This is a genomic window from Flavobacterium sp., from assembly GCF_965277525.1.
Classification (GTDB): domain Bacteria; phylum Bacteroidota; class Bacteroidia; order Flavobacteriales; family Flavobacteriaceae; genus Flavobacterium.
On record NZ_CBDIDC010000005.1, the window covers coordinates 302,801 to 319,381 of the forward strand.

Genomic DNA, 16,581 nt, shown 5'->3' on the forward strand with positions numbered 1-16,581 from the left:
ATTTATTCATTAATACGATAACCGACATTTCTAACCGTTTCAAACCAATCTATATTAGTATGCTTATCCAGTTTTTTTCGAAGGTTTCGAACATGGACATCTATAAAATTAGAATCTGAATTAACCTCGAGAATATCTCCCCAAATATGTTCTGTAAGTTGCAATCTGGTAATTACCCTATTTTTATTCAGCACCAAATATTGAAAAATATCAAACTCTTTTTTTGTTAAACTAAGTGGAATGTCATTATAACTCACCTTATAATCCTGGAGCTGTAACAAAAAGCCATGTATGCTTAAATTATTTAAAGTAAATCCGTGAATTCTGCGAATTACAGCAAACAATCGCGCACTAAGTTCTGTCAAGGCAAAAGGCTTTGTCAAATAATCATCAGCACCAAGATGAAGACCATTTATCCTGTCATCTAACTCGCCTCGGGCCGTAAGTACAATTACAGCCATTTTTGATTTTGTTTTTCGAACAGTTTTCAAAACATCAAAACCATCTCCGTCCGGCAAACCAAGATCAAGAAGCATTGCATCATAATCATTACTACTCACCTCTTCTAAAGCATCACTGCAATTATGAGCAATTTTACAAACGTAACCTACGTTACATAAAAAATCATAAACCTCGACAGCGAGCTCTTTACTATCTTCAACAATTAAAATATTCATAATACAGCGTTTAAGCGCAACTAAATTTAAGCAAATATAAAAAGCCTTGTTGCAAATTATTAAAAAATATAATGAATCAAAAAAAGCTGATAAATTTCTTTATCAGCTTTCTCCACCAGCATTCTCCATAATCATTCTTTTTGTTTTGCTGTTCTGACAATTCCCCGAAAGCAGAACAAAAACAATTTATACTATTTCATTTTGGTTGCATCCGCTTTTGGAGCCTCACTTTTTTCTGATTTTACTTTTTTGTCTGCTTTATTTTTGTGGTGTTTCGTTGCTTTAACCTCTTTTGCAGGTGCAGCCTGAGTTGGAGTGGTTTGAGCACTTACCATTACACTTGTTCCTAAAACTGCTGCTAATACGATAAATAAATTTTTCATGATTTTTAAATTTTAATTAGTTAACCTTATTATTTTTATAAGAACTTATATTCTTATTTTACTTTTGGAGTTTCTGCTTTTGGAGTTTCTGCTTTTGGAGCTTCTGCTTTTACTTTTTTGTCTGCTTTATTTTTGTGGTGTTTTGTTGCTTTAACCTCTTTTGCAGGTACAGCCTGAGCTGGAGTGGTTTGAGCACTTACCATTACACTTGTTCCTAAAACTGCTGCTAATACTATAAATAAATTTTTCATGATTTTTAAATTTTAATTAGTTCACCTTATTATTTTTATAAGAACTTATATTCTTATTTTACTTTTGGAGTTTCTGCTTTTGGAGCTTCTGCTTTTACTTTTTTGTCTGCTTTATTTTTATGGTGTTTTGTTGCTTTAACCTCTTTTGCAGGTGCAGCCTGAGTTGGAGTTGTTTGAGCACTTACCATTACACTTGTTCCTAAAACTGCTGCTAATGCGATAAATAAATTTTTCATGACTTTTAAGTTTTAAATTAGTTAACCTTTTATTTTATAATAACCTTTTTCCTTATTTTTTCACTTGTGGAGCTTCCACTTTTGGAGCTACAGTTTTTTCTGATTTTGCTTTTTTATCAGATTTGTTTTTAGGATGCTTTGTCGCTTTCACTTCTTTTGCAGGAGCTGCTTTTACCTCTTTTGCAGGAAACGCACTTACCATTGCACTTGTTCCTAAAACTGCTACTAGTAACATCAATAAATTTCTCATAATTTCTAATATTTTAAATTAATAACTTTTATTTTATAACAATGTTTGTTTTATTTTTTGACTTTTGGAGCTTCTGCTTTTGCAGCCATCGTTTTTTCTGATTTTGCTTTTTTATCAGATTTGGCTTTAGCATTTTTTGTAGCTTTAACTTCTTTTACAGGAGTAGTTTTAACTTCTTTTACTGCTGCTTTTTTCACTGGAGTTGGAGCTGCCGAAACCATTATACTTGTTCCTAAAACCGCTGCTAATAACATTAATGAATTTTTCATGATTTCTGGTATTTAAATTGGTATCTCTTATTTTATAGATCAAATGTACCCCTGTAATATGAAGACAAAATGAAGAAAACCTCCTACATAAATATTTTAACTTGACATTAACGATTGGTACGTTTTTTTTGCACCATAAATAATAATAAGCTCATTTAAATATTTAGCACCCATGATAATTAGACGCACTGCGGGTGCATCTCTACGTTGTGCGCGCTGCTAAAATGAACTTATATTACTTATAAGGTAAAAAATTCCTTTTTTGATTATTTTTTGAGACCCAATTGTTTATTTTTACAGACTAATATTTTTTTTATGTCAACTCAAAAACGCCTTTTCCTTCTCGATGCTTACGCTTTAATATTTCGTGGTTATTATGCCTTTATAAAAAACCCGAGAATCAATTCAAAAGGAATGGACACATCTGCGATCATGGGTTTCATGAACTCGATTTTAGACGTTATTAAACGTGAAAAACCAGATCATTTGGCGGTAGCTTTTGACAAAGGCGGAAGTCATGTGAGAAGCGAAATGTTTACTGATTATAAAGCCAATCGCGATGCAACACCAGAAGCGATTAAAATTGCTATACCTTATATTCAGGATTTACTAAAAGCAATGCACATTCCTATTATTGAAATAGAAGGCTGCGAGGCCGACGATTTAATTGGAACTATTGCCAAACAAGCCGAAAAAGAGAACTACAAAGTTTATATGGTAACTCCTGATAAGGATTTTGCCCAATTAGTTTCTGAAAATATATTCATGTACAAGCCGGCCCGAATGGGAAATGGTATTGAAATTTGGGGTGTTCCGGAAGTTTTGGCAAAATTTGAAATCGAAAAACCGGAACAAGTAATTGACTTCCTTGGAATGATGGGAGATGCCGTAGATAATATCCCGGGATTACCGGGCGTTGGCGAAGTTACTGCCAAAAAGTTTCTGAAAGAATTTGGTTCGATGGAAAATCTTTTAGAAAATACGCATTTACTGAAAGGTAAAATGAAGGAAAATATCGAAGCCAATAAAGAAAAAGGAATCTTATCGAAAAAACTGGCTACTATTATATGCGATTGTGATGTGGTTTTTAATGAAGATGACTACGAACTTTCGCGTCCTGATATTGAAAAAACCGATGCTATTTTTCAGGAATTGGAATTCAGAAGAATGGCAGAGCAATTTGACAACTTATTTAAAGTTGGCGGCGGAAATGAATTGGCAAACAAAGCTGATGAAGCTAAATTATACAAAAAACCACAACCTAAAAATGACGATCAGTTTGATCTTTTTGGTGGCGGTGCAACTACAGATGAAACCACTGAAGAAAGAACTTCATTTTATAATACTTTAGAAAATACACCTCACTCCTATCAGGCTGTTGAAGGCGATTTAGGAATTAAATTACTTTTGCAGAATTTACAAAAACAAACTTCTGTTTGTTTTGATACCGAAACTACAGGTTTAGACGCTTTGCACGCTGAATTAGTCGGAATGTCTTTCGCGTATGAAAAAGGAAAAGCATTTTACGTTCCTTTTCCGGAAAGCCAGGAAGAAAGTCAAATGCTAGTTGATAAATTTAAGCCGTTTTTTGAGAATGAAAATATCGAAAAGATTGGTCAGAATTTAAAATATGACTTAAAGATTCTTTCTAATTATGGCGTAACCGTAAAAGGAAAACTTTTTGACACAATGATTGCGCATTATTTGATTAATCCGGATATGCGCCATAACATGGATATTCTGGCAGAAACGTATTTGAAATATTCGCCTAAATCAATTGAAACTTTAATTGGTAAAAAAGGTAAAAATCAGATCACAATGCGTGACGTAGCTCTTGAAGAAATTAAGGAATATGCGGCTGAAGATGCTGATATAACATTCCAATTAAAAGAAATTTTCACCGCCGAATTAGACAAATCCGAAACTAAAAAGTTATTTAATGAAATTGAAATTCCATTAGTAAGTGTTTTAGCCGACATGGAAACAGAAGGAATTCGTTTAGATGTTGAATTTCTAAGTATCATGTCTAAAGAAATGGACATCGAGATTAAATCTTTAGAAGAAAAAATATATGAAACCGCTGGCGAGAAATTTAACCTTGCCTCTCCAAAACAATTAGGAGATATCTTATTTGATAAATTAAAAATTGGCGGAGCCAAACAAAAGAAAACCAAAACAGGTCAATATGCGACTGGCGAAGAAGTCTTGACTTATTTAGCCAATGACAACCCAATCGTAAAACAGATTCTGGATTGGCGTCAAATGGTAAAATTACAAAGTACTTATATTTTGGCTTTGCCGGAACAAGTAGACAAAAAAACATTACGCGTTCATACCGATTATATGCAGACTGTTGCAGCTACAGGGCGTTTGAGTTCGAACAACCCAAACCTGCAAAACATTCCGATTCGTACTGAAAGAGGTCGTCAGATACGTAAAGCTTTTGTCGCTCGCGATGAAAACCACACTTTAATATCTGCCGATTACTCGCAAATAGAACTAAGAATTATTGCCGCTTTAAGTGGCGAAGAAAATATGATTGCCGCTTTCAGAAACGGAGAAGATATTCACAAAGCAACAGCCTCAAAAGTTTTTGATGTTCCTTTAGATGAAGTTTCCCGCGAACAAAGAAGCAATGCCAAAACCGTAAACTTCGGGATTATATATGGTGTTTCTGCTTTCGGATTAAGCAATCAGACTTCGTTATCCCGCAGTGAAAGTGCCGCTTTGATCGAAGCTTACTATAAAACATACCCAAGATTACGATCTTATATTAACGAGCAAATAGAATTTGCCCGCGAAAAAGGATATGTACAAACTATTTTAGGGCGTCGTCGTTATCTAAAAGACATCAACTCAGCAAATGCTGTGGTTAGAAGTGCAGCCGAAAGAAATGCTGTAAATGCACCAATTCAGGGAAGTGCTGCCGATGTGATCAAGATTGCCATGATCAACATCCACAAAAAACTAAAAGAAGAAAACTGGAAATCAAAAATGTTGCTTCAGGTGCATGATGAGCTTGTGTTCGATGTTCACAACGATGAGCTCGAGAAAATTCAGCCCATGATTAAACATGAAATGGAAAATGCGTTTATGATGAGCGTTCCTTTAGATGTTGAACTTGGCCTTGGTAAAGACTGGCTGGAAGCGCATTAGAATTTTTCTATTGCATCGATTTTCTATATAAAATTGACCAAACCCATAAGATAACAGATGAAACAAAAATCAATGATATATTTCTTATCAATAGCCATTATTCTATTTTTGGTATATACCGCTAATGTTAGTCTGGCTTTGGGTTTGGATACTTTTTTTATCAATCTTTTGCCCAAGAAAGAGGTACCTAAGGAGTTTGCGAATTATAAAAAATTATCTGAAATTAAAAACTTTAGCAATCACACTATAGTATTATTTCATAAGGGAGAAAAGTATAATCCAAATTCATATTGTCAGGTACTTGCAATTTCTAAAGAAAAAATCATACTCAAAGTTATCACCAAAACAGAACCGTATGATCATGGAGGAGGAAATACCGGTGATCTTTTTTTTAACACATTATTTAAAATGGATTCTTTAGGAAACATTTCAGATACCCTTAATTATAAAACTTCTTCTTCGAATCAATCAGAGTTTGGCGACATTGTATTACTTAACAAACAAATAGTAAACAAAGATCTGCTATATTATCAAAGCTGGCCAACTGACGGAAACAAAACAAAAAAAGATTTTATCCCCATAAACAAAGATTTCACTTGGGATACTGAAAAACTATCAAAATATTATTACGACACTATATTACCTAATTGTACCTACTTAGACAATTTTTACGCCTGGAGAGACAAATCAATACCTGTTGATAAAAGAGAATCAATAATGTATTTCACCAATAATCAATGGTACGTATTGTATGGTGTAGGATCTAAAATATCTAATGAGGCTCAAATTGAAAGCGCTAAACACAATAAAAAAGTCATTAACGAAAATGCATTTGGCAAAATACCTGATAACAAGATACTTTTTAGATACTTTCAAAAATTAGATTACAATTCAAATGTAATGGGACGCACTGAATCTCACGCTAATTACACTTACTATTATTGGGATGGGATTGCCTATGTTAATATCCTTTTCGCAAATGACACTTTAAAATTTAAAAGAGAAGACGTTTTTCTTGATGATCATGACAATAAAGCAAAATCGATATATGATACGATAAGAGACAAACAAAAAGAAATGGAAGATCGTTTAAAATCAGAATATGGCTTTTATACGAATCCCAATTTAGATTTTACTTTTATCCACGATAAGAAAGAGAGCCATTTATATCTTGTTAAGAAAATAAAGCCTCACTTATAAACAAAAAAAAACATTCGTTGGCGAATGTTTTTTTTTGTTTATTTATTTTAAGCTTTTTTTCTTGTCGATTCTCGTTCTTTCAATTTTGTTTTGATGACGATGGTTTCATAATCCGAAGTTTCTTCTTCCGATTCTTCCAGACGTTTGATCAGTTGTTTGGCAGCAACTTCTCCAATTTCGATTCCGTGTTGACTAACCGTTGTTAAACTTGGAGATAAACGTCTCGACGCTAAAATTCCATCGGCAAAACCAATTATTGATATATCTTCGGGAACTTTATACCCTTTTTTCAGACTTACACGTAAAGCGGCAACGGAATCATTTTCGTCTAGAGCAAAAATCGCATCAATTTTATGATCAAAAATAGCATCAATCTTAGCTTTCATATCGTCTTCAGAATCAGTACGAAGAATAATTTTTTCGTTTACCGGAATATTATTATCTGCCAAAGCTTTTAGATATCCATCAGCTCTTAATTTTCCAACGCTTAAATTATCAACAGAAGAAATTAAGGCAATATTTTTACATCCTAAATTGATTAGATGTTGTGTTGAGTTCAAAGCAGAATCAAAATCATCTACAACCACTTTGTCACATTCTACTTCATCTGCAATACGATCAAACATTACAATAGGAGTTCCATCATTTATAATGGCTGAGAAATGACTGAATTCGTGTAATTTTTGCGCTTCTTCAGAAACTGATAAAATAAAACCATCAATGGTTCCGTTGCTCAGCATTTCTAGCGTATGAATTTCTTTCTCTAAAGATTCGTTAGAAATACAGGTAATTACATTGTATCCTTTTTTATCGGCTACCTTTTCGATACCGCTAAAAACCTTAGCAAAAAAGGAATTTAATATATTAGGTATAATTACGCCAATCGTTTTCGTTTTACGATTCTTCAAGTTAAGGCCTATAACATTAGGCTTATAATTTTTGAGTTTGGCGTACTCCTTAATTTTTACCTTCGTTTGCTCACTAATTTCCGGACTATCATTAAGTGCTTTAGAAACTGTAGACACAGAAACATTGAGTTCTTTTGCGATTTGCTTTAAAGTTGCTTTAGCTTTCATTTAAGATAATTTTATTGAATTGATACAAATATAGTTGAATTGGGCAAATTATAACAAAAACATGTCATACTTAGGTGAAATTTTTAATTAATTATACTGTTCCTTTATAATAGGTAGAAAAAATGACAGAAAAATAAATTGCAAAATTAGCTTCCATAAAGTTTTTGCTACGAATATAAAATATTTTAAAGAAATTACTTACCTTTATTTTTTATTATTCAAATAATAAAATTTACCCTACAAATTCCGCCAACCCCAAGGAATTAAACACTTTTTAATAAAAAATATTTTATTAAAAATATTCTCAAAGCATTAAATAACAGAATTTTACATCATAATTAAAATTAATTATGATGTAATTACCTATCTTTATTAGAAAAGCCAAAAAAAACTTAATAAAAAGCCAAAAATCAAAAACCGCACACCTAAAAATCTCGTTTATATCTATTTACGGAATAATTATAATTACTATTAATAACACTTTAAAGAATTAAATTATGAAAAACGAAGTTAAAATTCATGAAGTTGACCGCTCATTGAATAACAGAAGGAGCTTCTTAAAGCTCAGTGGCTTGGCATTGGCAAGCGCGGGTCTGGTAATCGCTGGTTGCAGCAACAATGACGATGATAACGAGCCAGAAGACACATCGCTTCCAGGAGTTCGAAATGGTGTCTTTGACTTAGGCTCCGGAGATTTTGGTGTATTAACATATGCTTACGCCTTAGAGCAACTAGAAGCTGATTTTTATACTAAAGTTGTAAATTCATCAGCATTCAACAGCACTTTTAACGATATTGAGCGTCAGGTACTAACTGATTTATATCATCACGAAGTAATTCACAGGGACTTTTTTAAAGCTGCTTTAACAGGAGCACTTCCTAATCCGAGCACACAATTGCTTCCTACGTTAGCTTTTAACTATGGAGCTTTGAATTTCAATAGCCGTACCGATGTTCTTGCAACAGCAAAAGCACTTGAAGACACGGGAGTTGCTGCTTATAACGGAGCTGGAAAATTGATCAAAAGTGCTGATTATTTACTATTAGCCGGAAAAATTGTTTCGGTAGAAGCGAGACATGCGTCAGCTATTAGAAGTTTAATCAATCCTAACTCTAAGGATTTTGCAGGTGATGACGTTGTAAACGCAACAACAGGATTGGATGTTGCTAAAGATCCTTCTAAAATCCTGCCAATTGCAGGTGGATTTATCACTACAAAATTTACTGCCAAATATTTACCTTAATCTTAACTAGCTAAAACTTAGAAATTATGAATATTTTAAAATTTATAGAAACATTTACTGATGATAGCTTAATGAGAAGCACCAGCTCTCGAAGAGATAGTTTTAATCAGTTTGGAAACATAGGAAAAACACTGGCATATGCATCAATCCCATTCGGATTATCTGCAATGGCAAATAAAGCATTCGCAAAAGATATTACTGCCACACCGGCAACTCCAATTGGAGCTTTGCAATTTGCTCTTACATTAGAATACCTTGAAAACGAATTTTATGCCATGGCATTGGATTCAGGTGTAATTCCTGCATCAGAAAATGGCGGGCGTGATTTAAAAGTTTTTCAACAGATAGCATTACATGAGTCAGATCATGTTAAATTTTTAATTGCAGGACTCGGCGGACCAGCAAGTGCTAATTTTGTTGCAAAACCTACTTTTGATTTTACTGTTGGAGGTGCATTTGATCCGTTTCATGATTATCCAACCTTTTTAGCCCTGGCTCAAGCCTTTGAAGATACGGGGGTAAGAGCTTACAAAGGTCAGGCAGCAAATTTAATTACGACACCGGATTTATTAACTGCTGCATTACAAATACATTCTGTAGAAGCACGTCATGCCTCTGAAGTACGTAGATTACGAGGATTAAAAGGATGGATTTCTAACAGTGAAAGAGGCGCAGGAATGCCTGATGCTACCCAAGCTGTTTATAATGGTGAAGGAGTTACTGTACAGGCAGGATTTAATACTTCCACTGCATTTGGAGCCGCTGCAGGATCAGAAGCTTACGATGAGCCACTTACGACACAACAAGTCGTTGACATTGCAAATTTATTTATTGTTTAACAAAACAATTCTAAATATTGAACCACCTTCGCGTTATTGTGAAGGTGGTTTTTTTTTATTGTTTTAAATATAAAACTGACACCCTGATTTTCAGCAGATAAAATATTCTTTTCAGGTATTTGGTTTTAAAATAATTAATTGTACTTTTGCATCCCCTTTATTGGGGATGGAATGTTTAATTAAAATAATATTATGGACGCATTAAGCTACAAGACAATTTCAGCAAGCAAAGCCACTGTTACTAAAGAGTGGATTGTTGTAGACGCTGAAGGTCATAACTTAGGTCGTCTTGCTTCAAAGGTTGCAATGATCTTAAGAGGTAAGTACAAACCAAGTTACACACCGCACGTTGACTGTGGAGATAACGTAATTGTTATCAACTCAGAAAAAATTAACCTTACAGGTACAAAAATGAATGACAAAATTTACATGCGTCATACAGGTTACCCAGGAGGACAAAGAACTTTAACTGCTAAAGTATTGCAATCTAAAAACCCTGCATTATTAGTAGAAAAAGCTGTAAAAGGAATGTTACCTAAAAATAAATTAGGAGCTGAACTTTTTAGAAATCTAAATGTTGTTGTAGGTTCTGAGCACAAACAAGGAGCTCAAAAACCTAGAACTGTTAACCTAAACGATCTTAAGTAATGGGAGTTATTCACAAAATCGGTAGAAGAAAAACCGCTGTTGCACGTGTATATGTTTCTGAAGGAACAGGAAAAATCACTGTAAACAAAAAAGAATTCGCAACTTACTTTCCAACTGCAACTTTACAATACAAAGTTTTACAACCAATGTCTATGACAGAAAATGTAACTAACTTTGATGTAAAAGTAAACGTTTACGGAGGTGGGTCAACTGGTCAGGCAGAAGCTGTAAGAATGGCATTAGCACGCGTTATGTGTGAAGTAAATGCTGAAAACAGAGCTATCTTAAAACCAGAAGGTTTATTAACAAGAGATCCAAGAATGGTTGAACGTAAGAAATTCGGTCAGAAGAAAGCTCGTAAGAGATTCCAATTCTCTAAACGTTAATATTACCTGTCTTGTTCAATTAGGACAAGACATGATCAATTATTTATTGAAATTAAAAAACACAGTTGTTGTTGCTCTCCTACCGAGGTAGGAAATAGTTTAGCATCTAAATGTATAAAGCCTGGGAAACCGCCATTTATGCATTGCTAATCAACAGAACGTAAACTAGTACAAAAATGGCAAACAAAATAGAAGTAAAAGACTTACTAGAAGCAGGTGTTCACTTTGGACACATGACTAGAAAATGGGACCCAAATATGGCCCCATACATTTATATGGAGCGTAATGGTATTCACATTATCAATCTATATAAAACTGCAGCAAAAATTGAAGAGGCTAATGAAGCTTTGAAAAAAATCGCTGCATCAGGTAGAAAAATCTTATTCGTAGCTACCAAAAAACAAGCAAAAGACATCGTTGCTGAAAAAGCAAAAGCTGCAAACATGCCTTACATCACTGAAAGATGGCCTGGCGGAATGCTAACTAACTTTGTAACTATCAGAAAGGCAGTTAAAAAAATGTCTTCTATTGATAAAATGAAGAAAGATGGTACTTTCATGACGTTATCTAAAAAAGAGCGTTTGCAAGTTGATCGTCTACGTGCTAAATTAGAGAAAAACTTAGGTTCAATCGCTGACATGTCTAGACTACCAGCTGCATTGTTCGTAGTAGATATCAAAGCTGAACATATCGCAATAAAAGAAGCACAAAAATTAAACATTCCAGTTTTCGCAATGGTTGATACGAATTCTGACCCAAGAGAGGTTGATTACGTTATTCCTGCAAATGATGATGCTTCTAAATCAATTGACAAAATTTTATCTTTAGTTACTGCTGCTGTAATCGACGGTCTTTCTGACAGAGGTTCTGACAAAGAAACTGAGACTACAACAGAAGAAGCTGCGGCTCCTGCTGCTGTAGAAGCTGCTCCTGCTGCACCAGCTGTTGAAGCTGCTGCTCCTGCTGCAACTGAAGAATAAATCAAATTTTAAATTCCAAATTTTAAATTCCAAATTCCAAATACAAAATTAAAAACGTTATGTTGATAATTTAATAAAATTGGAGTTTGGGATTTAGAAGATGGAATTTTTACTTTTAACATTAAAATTCAAAATATTATGGCAACAATTACTGCTGCAGACGTAAATAAATTAAGACAAACTACAGGTGCCGGAATGATGGACTGTAAAAAAGCTTTAGTTGAAGCTGATGGAGATTTCGATAAAGCTATACAAAACCTTAGAGAAAAAGGACAAAAAGTTGCTGCTAACCGTTCTGACCGTGAGTCTTCTGAAGGAGCTGCTGTTTCTTTTGTTAATGCTGACAAAACTAAAGGAGCTATCATCACTTTAAACTGCGAAACAGATTTCGTAGGTAAAAATGAGGCTTTCGTAACTTTGGCTAAAGAATTAGTAGAAAGAGCGATCAACTTCTCTTCTAAAGAAGAATTCTTAGCTTCAGATTTCAACGGAATTACTGTTGCTGAAAAATTAATCGAGCAAACTGGAGTTATTGGTGAAAAAATCGAAATCGGTGGTTTTGAAATTTTAGAAGGTGCTTTTGTTGGATCTTATGTTCACGTTAACAAAATTGCTGCATTAACTGCAATTTCTGCTGCAATTCCTAACGCTGACGTTTTAACTAAAGATGTTTCTATGCAAGTTGCTTCTATGGGAGCTGATACATTATCTTACAAAGATTTTGATCCTGCTTTCGTTGAATCTGAACTTGCTGCTCGTATTGCTGTAATCGAAAAGGATAATGAAGAAGCAAAACGTTTAGGAAAAACTTTAAAAAATGTTCCTAAATACATTTCTTTCTCTCAATTAACTGAAGAAGTTTTAAAACAAGCGGAAGAAGATGCTAAAGCTGAATTAAAAGCTGAAGGTAAACCAGAGCAAATTTGGGACAAAATTATCCCAGGAAAAGTGCAACGTTTTATCTCTGACAACACTACTTTAGACCAAGAGAAAGCTTTACTAGATCAAAACTTTATCAAAGATGATAGCAAAAAAGTTGGTGATTATGTTAAAGGATTCAATGTTGAAATTACAGGTTTCAAAAGAGTTACTTTAGGTTAATATACTATTATTTCAATATAAAAAAGCTCTGAATATTCATTTATTCAGGGCTTTTTTCGTTTTAATTTCTTATCGTCCGTAGGTTTATAAGATTAATCAAGGTGTAGTAATTTAAAGCTTAAAAACAAACTTAGCAAATCAGTAACTTAATACTTTAGCCATTAAATCTTTTATCATCAATATAATAAAGACTGTTAAATCTTTAAAATCTGTGGCTAAAAAAATCCCCGAATAATTATACATTATCCGGGGACCTTAATTAGAATCTTTTCTTATTATTTTTTCTTCTCTATAATAGGGAAGTTTCTGGCACGCATTAACGCATCCGATTTAGGCGCTCTTCCTCTAAAGTTTTCATACGCTTTCTCCTGATCAATAGTATTTCCAACACTGAAAACATTATCGTAAAGACGCTTCGCAACTTCTTTATCATATGGTCCTTTTCCTTCTGTAAAAGCTTCATAAGCATCTGCATTGATGACATCAGCCCATAAATAACTATAATATCCCGCAGCATATCCATCTCCTGAGAAAATATGTCCGAATTGTGGAATTCTATGACGCATTACAATTTCTGATGGCATATGAAGTGCATCCAAAGTCTCTTTTTCAAATTTATGAGGATCAATAGTTTCTGTAGCCAAGTGCAATTTCATATCAATTAATGAACTTGAAATCGTTTCTACAGTAGAGAAACCTTCATTAAAATTAGCCGCTTTTTCAATTCTGTCTACTAATGATTGTGGCAATGGTTGATTTGTTTTATAATGCAAAGCAAACTTATTCAACACCTCAGGAGTAGCCAGCCAGTGCTCTAACAATTGAGACGGAAACTCTACGTAATCTCTCGCAACAGATGTTCCTGCTAAACTTGGATACGTTACATTAGAACATAATCCGTGAAGCGCATGTCCAAATTCATGAAATAATGTGGTTGCATCCTCCCATGAAATCAAAACCGGCTCATTTGCAGTTCCTTTAATAAAATTACAATTATTAGACACTATAGTTAATACTTCTCCATCCATTCTTTGTTGATCACGGTAAGCATTCATCCATGCACCGGAACGTTTTCCTGTACGTGCATAAGGATCAAAATACCACAGTCCAACTACTTTACCGGTAATCTTATTACTAACTTCCCAAACACGTACATCAGGATGATAAACCGGAACATTTGTAATTTGCTTAAAGCTTAAATTAAACAATTCACCAGCAACCCAAAACATACCTTCACGTAAATTTTCTAACTGCAGGTAAGGCTTAACTTCGTTTTGATCTAAATCGTATTTTGCTTTTCTAACTTTTTCAGCATAATAACGATAATCCCAAGGCTGAATTTTAAATTTACCTCCTTCGGCATCCACAATTTTTTGCATTTCAGCAACATCCTGGTGCACTTTTTCTACAGCAGGCTCCCAAACTGACATCATTAAATCTAATGTTTTCTTAGGATCTTTTGCCATCTTATTAGACAAACTCCAATCAGCAAAGGTAGGAAAACCTAATAGTTTTGCCTTTTCAGTACGTAATTGCAAAATAGAAACAAGCGTTGTATTGTTATCATTTGCGTTACCATTATCACCACGCTTTACAAAAATATCAAATGCTTTCTCTCTTAAATCTCTACGAGTAGAAAAAGTTAAAAAGGGCTCAATAGACGAACGCGTATTTGCTACGCAGCCCATAACATCCAATTTTCTGCTTTTTGCCTCAGCAATTGCAGCATTTTTTACTTCAGTCGGTAAACCATCAAAATCACTTTCTGTTTTTAATGCTACATATTGATTGTGCTCTTCTGCTAATAAATTCTGACTGAATTTTGTAAAAAGACTTGCCAATTCCTGATTGATCTTAGCTACTTTTTCCTTGTCTTTTTCATTTAATTTAGCACCTTCGCGAACAAAATCAGTGTAGTACAACCAAATCAAACGTTGTTGTTCACTGGTAAGCTTCTTACTTTCTTTTGAGTTATACAAAGTTTCTATTCTGGTGAACAGTTTTTTGTTTTGTAAAATTTTGTCATTAAACTCAGATAATTTTGGAGACATTTCTGTTTCTACAGCATTAAATTCCGGAGTACTTAACGTAGAACCGTAAATACCATAAACAGTATAAATTCGGGATATTGTTTTACCCGAACGCTCTAAAGCAGCAATCGTATTATCAAAAGTTGGTGCTTTTGGATTGTTTGCAATAGCATCAACCTCGTTTAGTTTTTCCTGAATCGCAAATTGAAGTGCAGGTTTAAAATCCGAAACCTTGTACTCATTAAAGGCAGGAACACCTCCATAAGGTCCTGTCCATTTTTTCAGTAATGGATTATCGGAAGTCGTTTGTGCGTTGGCCGCAAATAAAGTTGTTCCCATGAGAAAAATTGTCATTAATTTTTTCATTATCATTAATTTGATTTAAATATGTTATTGTTCCAAATGTAACTAAAAATCAGCATTCAAAAGAAAATTTTAACTTTCAGATAATCTATAAACGTTACTTTAATTTAAAATTATCATTTACAAGTTATAGAGAAATAGTTTAAATTTGGCACATCATTTACCACACATATGTTTAAAACCCGAAAAGAAATTGTTTTTGTAATTCTGGCTGGCATCTTTATCACTAATGCCGTTGTCGCTGAACTTATTGGAGGAAAATTAATTCAAGTTGGACCATTTGTAATGAGTATTGGTATTCTGCCCTGGCCAGTAGTTTTCTTAACTACTGATTTGATCAATGAGTATTTTGGCGAAAAAGGCGTAAAAAAACTGTCTTTTATAACGGCATGTTTAATTGCTTATGCTTTTTTAATCTTATTTATGGCCATTGTAATTCCGGCTGCCAAAGGAATTAGTCCTGTCAATGACGAACAATTTCAAGCTGTTTTTGGACAAAGTATGTGGATCATTGTAGGTAGTTTAATTGCTTTTATGGCCTCTCAGCTAATTGACGTGTGGATATTCTGGTTTTTCAAAAGAAAAACCGGAGAAAGGAAAATATGGCTCAGAACAACAGGATCCACTGTAATTTCACAATTGTTTGATTCCTTTATTGTTCTTGGAGTTGCCTTTTGGTTACCCGGAAAAATTAATTTTGACACCTTTCTTTCCTCTGCTTTAATTGGATATACCTTCAAATTAGCGATAGCCATTTTATTAACACCACTAATTTATGCCGGACATCATTTGATAAAAAAATATCTCGAAGAAGACCATGTTGCTGAGAAAAAAGAACAAAAAATCAAATGAAAAATCGAAAAATAGTTTTGTTAATTCTCATTTTAGGCTGTGGGATTAGCTGTAATAAAACGGATCGTGAGCAGTTGTTACAATCTACTACAAATATCTCAGAAAAAATAAAAAGCATTTCAAAAAGCACCGTTGAAACTATATCAGCAGTAAAAGATTCTATTGCCAAAACAATATTACATAAAAAAACCAGTAACAATAAAACGACTACAGCAGAAGCAACTACTGCAAAAGACAGTACAGAAGCAGGAACTTTAGACCCTGAAAAACTAAAAGGCTTTAGCTATTTAAAAAAAATACTATCTACTTGTAAAATGGGAGAAACATTAACCCAGAAAGAACTAATCGAAGAACATAACATTCCAAAAGAAGGCGTTAAACTAATTAAAAGCATCACTAAAACTGCTGAAGATGAAATCGACATCAAATGGAAATCGACCTGGTTTGTTGAGAAAATATCCGATGCAAAATTTACAGATGCCCGAATGAAGATTAAATTTGAAGCCAATAAAATGTACACTTCCGGAAAAGCAATCGGAATTAAATACAATAAAAAGATCTATAATGACCTAATCATCATAGGTACTTCGGCTTACATTCCTTCTGTAAAAGGCTATCATTGGAAAATAGGAAAATAAAT

18 protein-coding genes are annotated in these 16,581 nt (G+C 33.7%); 10 read left to right on the forward strand and 8 right to left on the reverse strand.

All coding sequences use genetic code 11. The annotated features are described in order from the left end of the window. Positions 1-2: 2 nt before the first annotated feature. From ACQY44_RS09655 to ACQY44_RS09680, 6 genes are all read right to left on the reverse strand, one after another. A complete protein-coding gene (locus ACQY44_RS09655; RefSeq protein ID WP_428230153.1) occupies positions 3-677 on the reverse strand; it encodes a response regulator transcription factor in 675 nt (224 codons plus the stop codon). 191 nt (positions 678-868) lie between these two features. After that, on the reverse strand, positions 869-1,060 hold the full coding sequence (locus ACQY44_RS09660) for a hypothetical protein (RefSeq protein ID WP_428230154.1): 192 nt from the start codon (positions 1,058-1,060) through the stop codon (positions 869-871). Positions 1,061-1,113: 53 nt separating this feature from the next. Further along, entirely contained in the window at positions 1,114-1,311 is a 198-nt protein-coding gene (locus ACQY44_RS09665) for a hypothetical protein (RefSeq protein WP_428230155.1), read from the reverse strand. A 53-nt stretch (positions 1,312-1,364) separates the two neighbouring features. Beyond that, complete coding sequence (locus ACQY44_RS09670) at positions 1,365-1,547, reverse strand: hypothetical protein (protein WP_428230156.1); 183 nt, start codon at positions 1,545-1,547, stop codon at positions 1,365-1,367. A gap of 52 nt (positions 1,548-1,599) precedes the next feature. Continuing rightward, positions 1,600-1,797 (reverse strand): hypothetical protein, encoded by a 198-nt coding sequence (locus ACQY44_RS09675; RefSeq protein WP_428230157.1) that lies wholly within the window; start codon positions 1,795-1,797, stop codon positions 1,600-1,602. A 50-nt stretch (positions 1,798-1,847) separates the two neighbouring features. Beyond that, entirely contained in the window at positions 1,848-2,066 is a 219-nt protein-coding gene (locus ACQY44_RS09680; RefSeq protein ID WP_428230158.1) for a hypothetical protein, read from the reverse strand. A 315-nt stretch (positions 2,067-2,381) separates the two neighbouring features. Between ACQY44_RS09680 and polA the strand changes: the two genes are divergently transcribed. Together polA and ACQY44_RS09690 are read left to right on the forward strand one after the other, a co-directional pair. Beyond that, positions 2,382-5,222, forward strand: coding sequence for a DNA polymerase I (polA, locus tag ACQY44_RS09685; protein WP_428230159.1), 2,841 nt, complete (start codon positions 2,382-2,384; stop codon positions 5,220-5,222). A gap of 57 nt (positions 5,223-5,279) precedes the next feature. Continuing rightward, positions 5,280-6,422, forward strand: coding sequence for a hypothetical protein (locus ACQY44_RS09690; protein WP_428230160.1), 1,143 nt, complete (start codon positions 5,280-5,282; stop codon positions 6,420-6,422). Positions 6,423-6,469: 47 nt separating this feature from the next. Here the strand turns inward: ACQY44_RS09690 and ACQY44_RS09695 are convergent, their stop codons facing one another. After that, positions 6,470-7,498: a LacI family DNA-binding transcriptional regulator gene (locus tag ACQY44_RS09695; RefSeq protein WP_428230161.1), complete on the reverse strand. Its 1,029-nt coding sequence runs from the start codon at positions 7,496-7,498 to the stop codon at positions 6,470-6,472. 497 nt (positions 7,499-7,995) lie between these two features. On the opposite strand from ACQY44_RS09695, the gene ACQY44_RS09700 reads away from it, so the two are divergent. The 6 genes from ACQY44_RS09700 (at position 7,996) to tsf (ending at position 12,696) form a co-directional block, all read left to right on the forward strand. After that, positions 7,996-8,742: a ferritin-like domain-containing protein gene (locus tag ACQY44_RS09700; RefSeq protein WP_428230162.1), complete on the forward strand. Its 747-nt coding sequence runs from the start codon at positions 7,996-7,998 to the stop codon at positions 8,740-8,742. Positions 8,743-8,768: 26 nt separating this feature from the next. Continuing rightward, positions 8,769-9,581, forward strand: a complete 813-nt coding sequence (locus ACQY44_RS09705; protein WP_428230163.1) for a ferritin-like domain-containing protein — start codon at positions 8,769-8,771, stop codon at positions 9,579-9,581. Between the two features lie 192 nt (positions 9,582-9,773). Then, entirely contained in the window at positions 9,774-10,229 is a 456-nt protein-coding gene (gene rplM / locus ACQY44_RS09710) for a 50S ribosomal protein L13 (RefSeq protein ID WP_007808911.1), read from the forward strand. After that, positions 10,229-10,615, forward strand: coding sequence for a 30S ribosomal protein S9 (gene rpsI, locus ACQY44_RS09715; RefSeq protein WP_428230164.1), 387 nt, complete (start codon positions 10,229-10,231; stop codon positions 10,613-10,615). The genes rplM and rpsI overlap by 1 nt, the downstream gene beginning before the upstream one ends. Before the next feature lie 176 nt (positions 10,616-10,791). Then, the gene (gene rpsB / locus ACQY44_RS09720) at positions 10,792-11,595 is read left to right on the forward strand and encodes a 30S ribosomal protein S2 (protein ID WP_428230165.1); all 804 of its coding nucleotides are present in this window, start codon (positions 10,792-10,794) and stop codon (positions 11,593-11,595) included. Positions 11,596-11,733: 138 nt separating this feature from the next. Then, positions 11,734-12,696, forward strand: coding sequence for a translation elongation factor Ts (gene tsf, locus ACQY44_RS09725; RefSeq protein ID WP_089353103.1), 963 nt, complete (start codon positions 11,734-11,736; stop codon positions 12,694-12,696). A 275-nt stretch (positions 12,697-12,971) separates the two neighbouring features. On the opposite strand, the gene ACQY44_RS09730 is transcribed toward tsf, so the two are convergent. Next, positions 12,972-15,092 (reverse strand): M3 family metallopeptidase, encoded by a 2,121-nt coding sequence (locus ACQY44_RS09730; RefSeq protein ID WP_428230166.1) that lies wholly within the window; start codon positions 15,090-15,092, stop codon positions 12,972-12,974. Positions 15,093-15,260: 168 nt separating this feature from the next. On the opposite strand from ACQY44_RS09730, the gene ACQY44_RS09735 reads away from it, so the two are divergent. Both ACQY44_RS09735 and ACQY44_RS09740 read left to right on the forward strand, forming a co-directional pair. Beyond that, the gene (locus ACQY44_RS09735; RefSeq protein ID WP_428230167.1) at positions 15,261-15,941 is read left to right on the forward strand and encodes a queuosine precursor transporter; all 681 of its coding nucleotides are present in this window, start codon (positions 15,261-15,263) and stop codon (positions 15,939-15,941) included. Continuing rightward, the gene (locus ACQY44_RS09740; protein WP_428230168.1) at positions 15,938-16,579 is read left to right on the forward strand and encodes a hypothetical protein; all 642 of its coding nucleotides are present in this window, start codon (positions 15,938-15,940) and stop codon (positions 16,577-16,579) included. The genes ACQY44_RS09735 and ACQY44_RS09740 overlap by 4 nt, the downstream gene beginning before the upstream one ends. Positions 16,580-16,581: the final 2 nt, after the last annotated feature.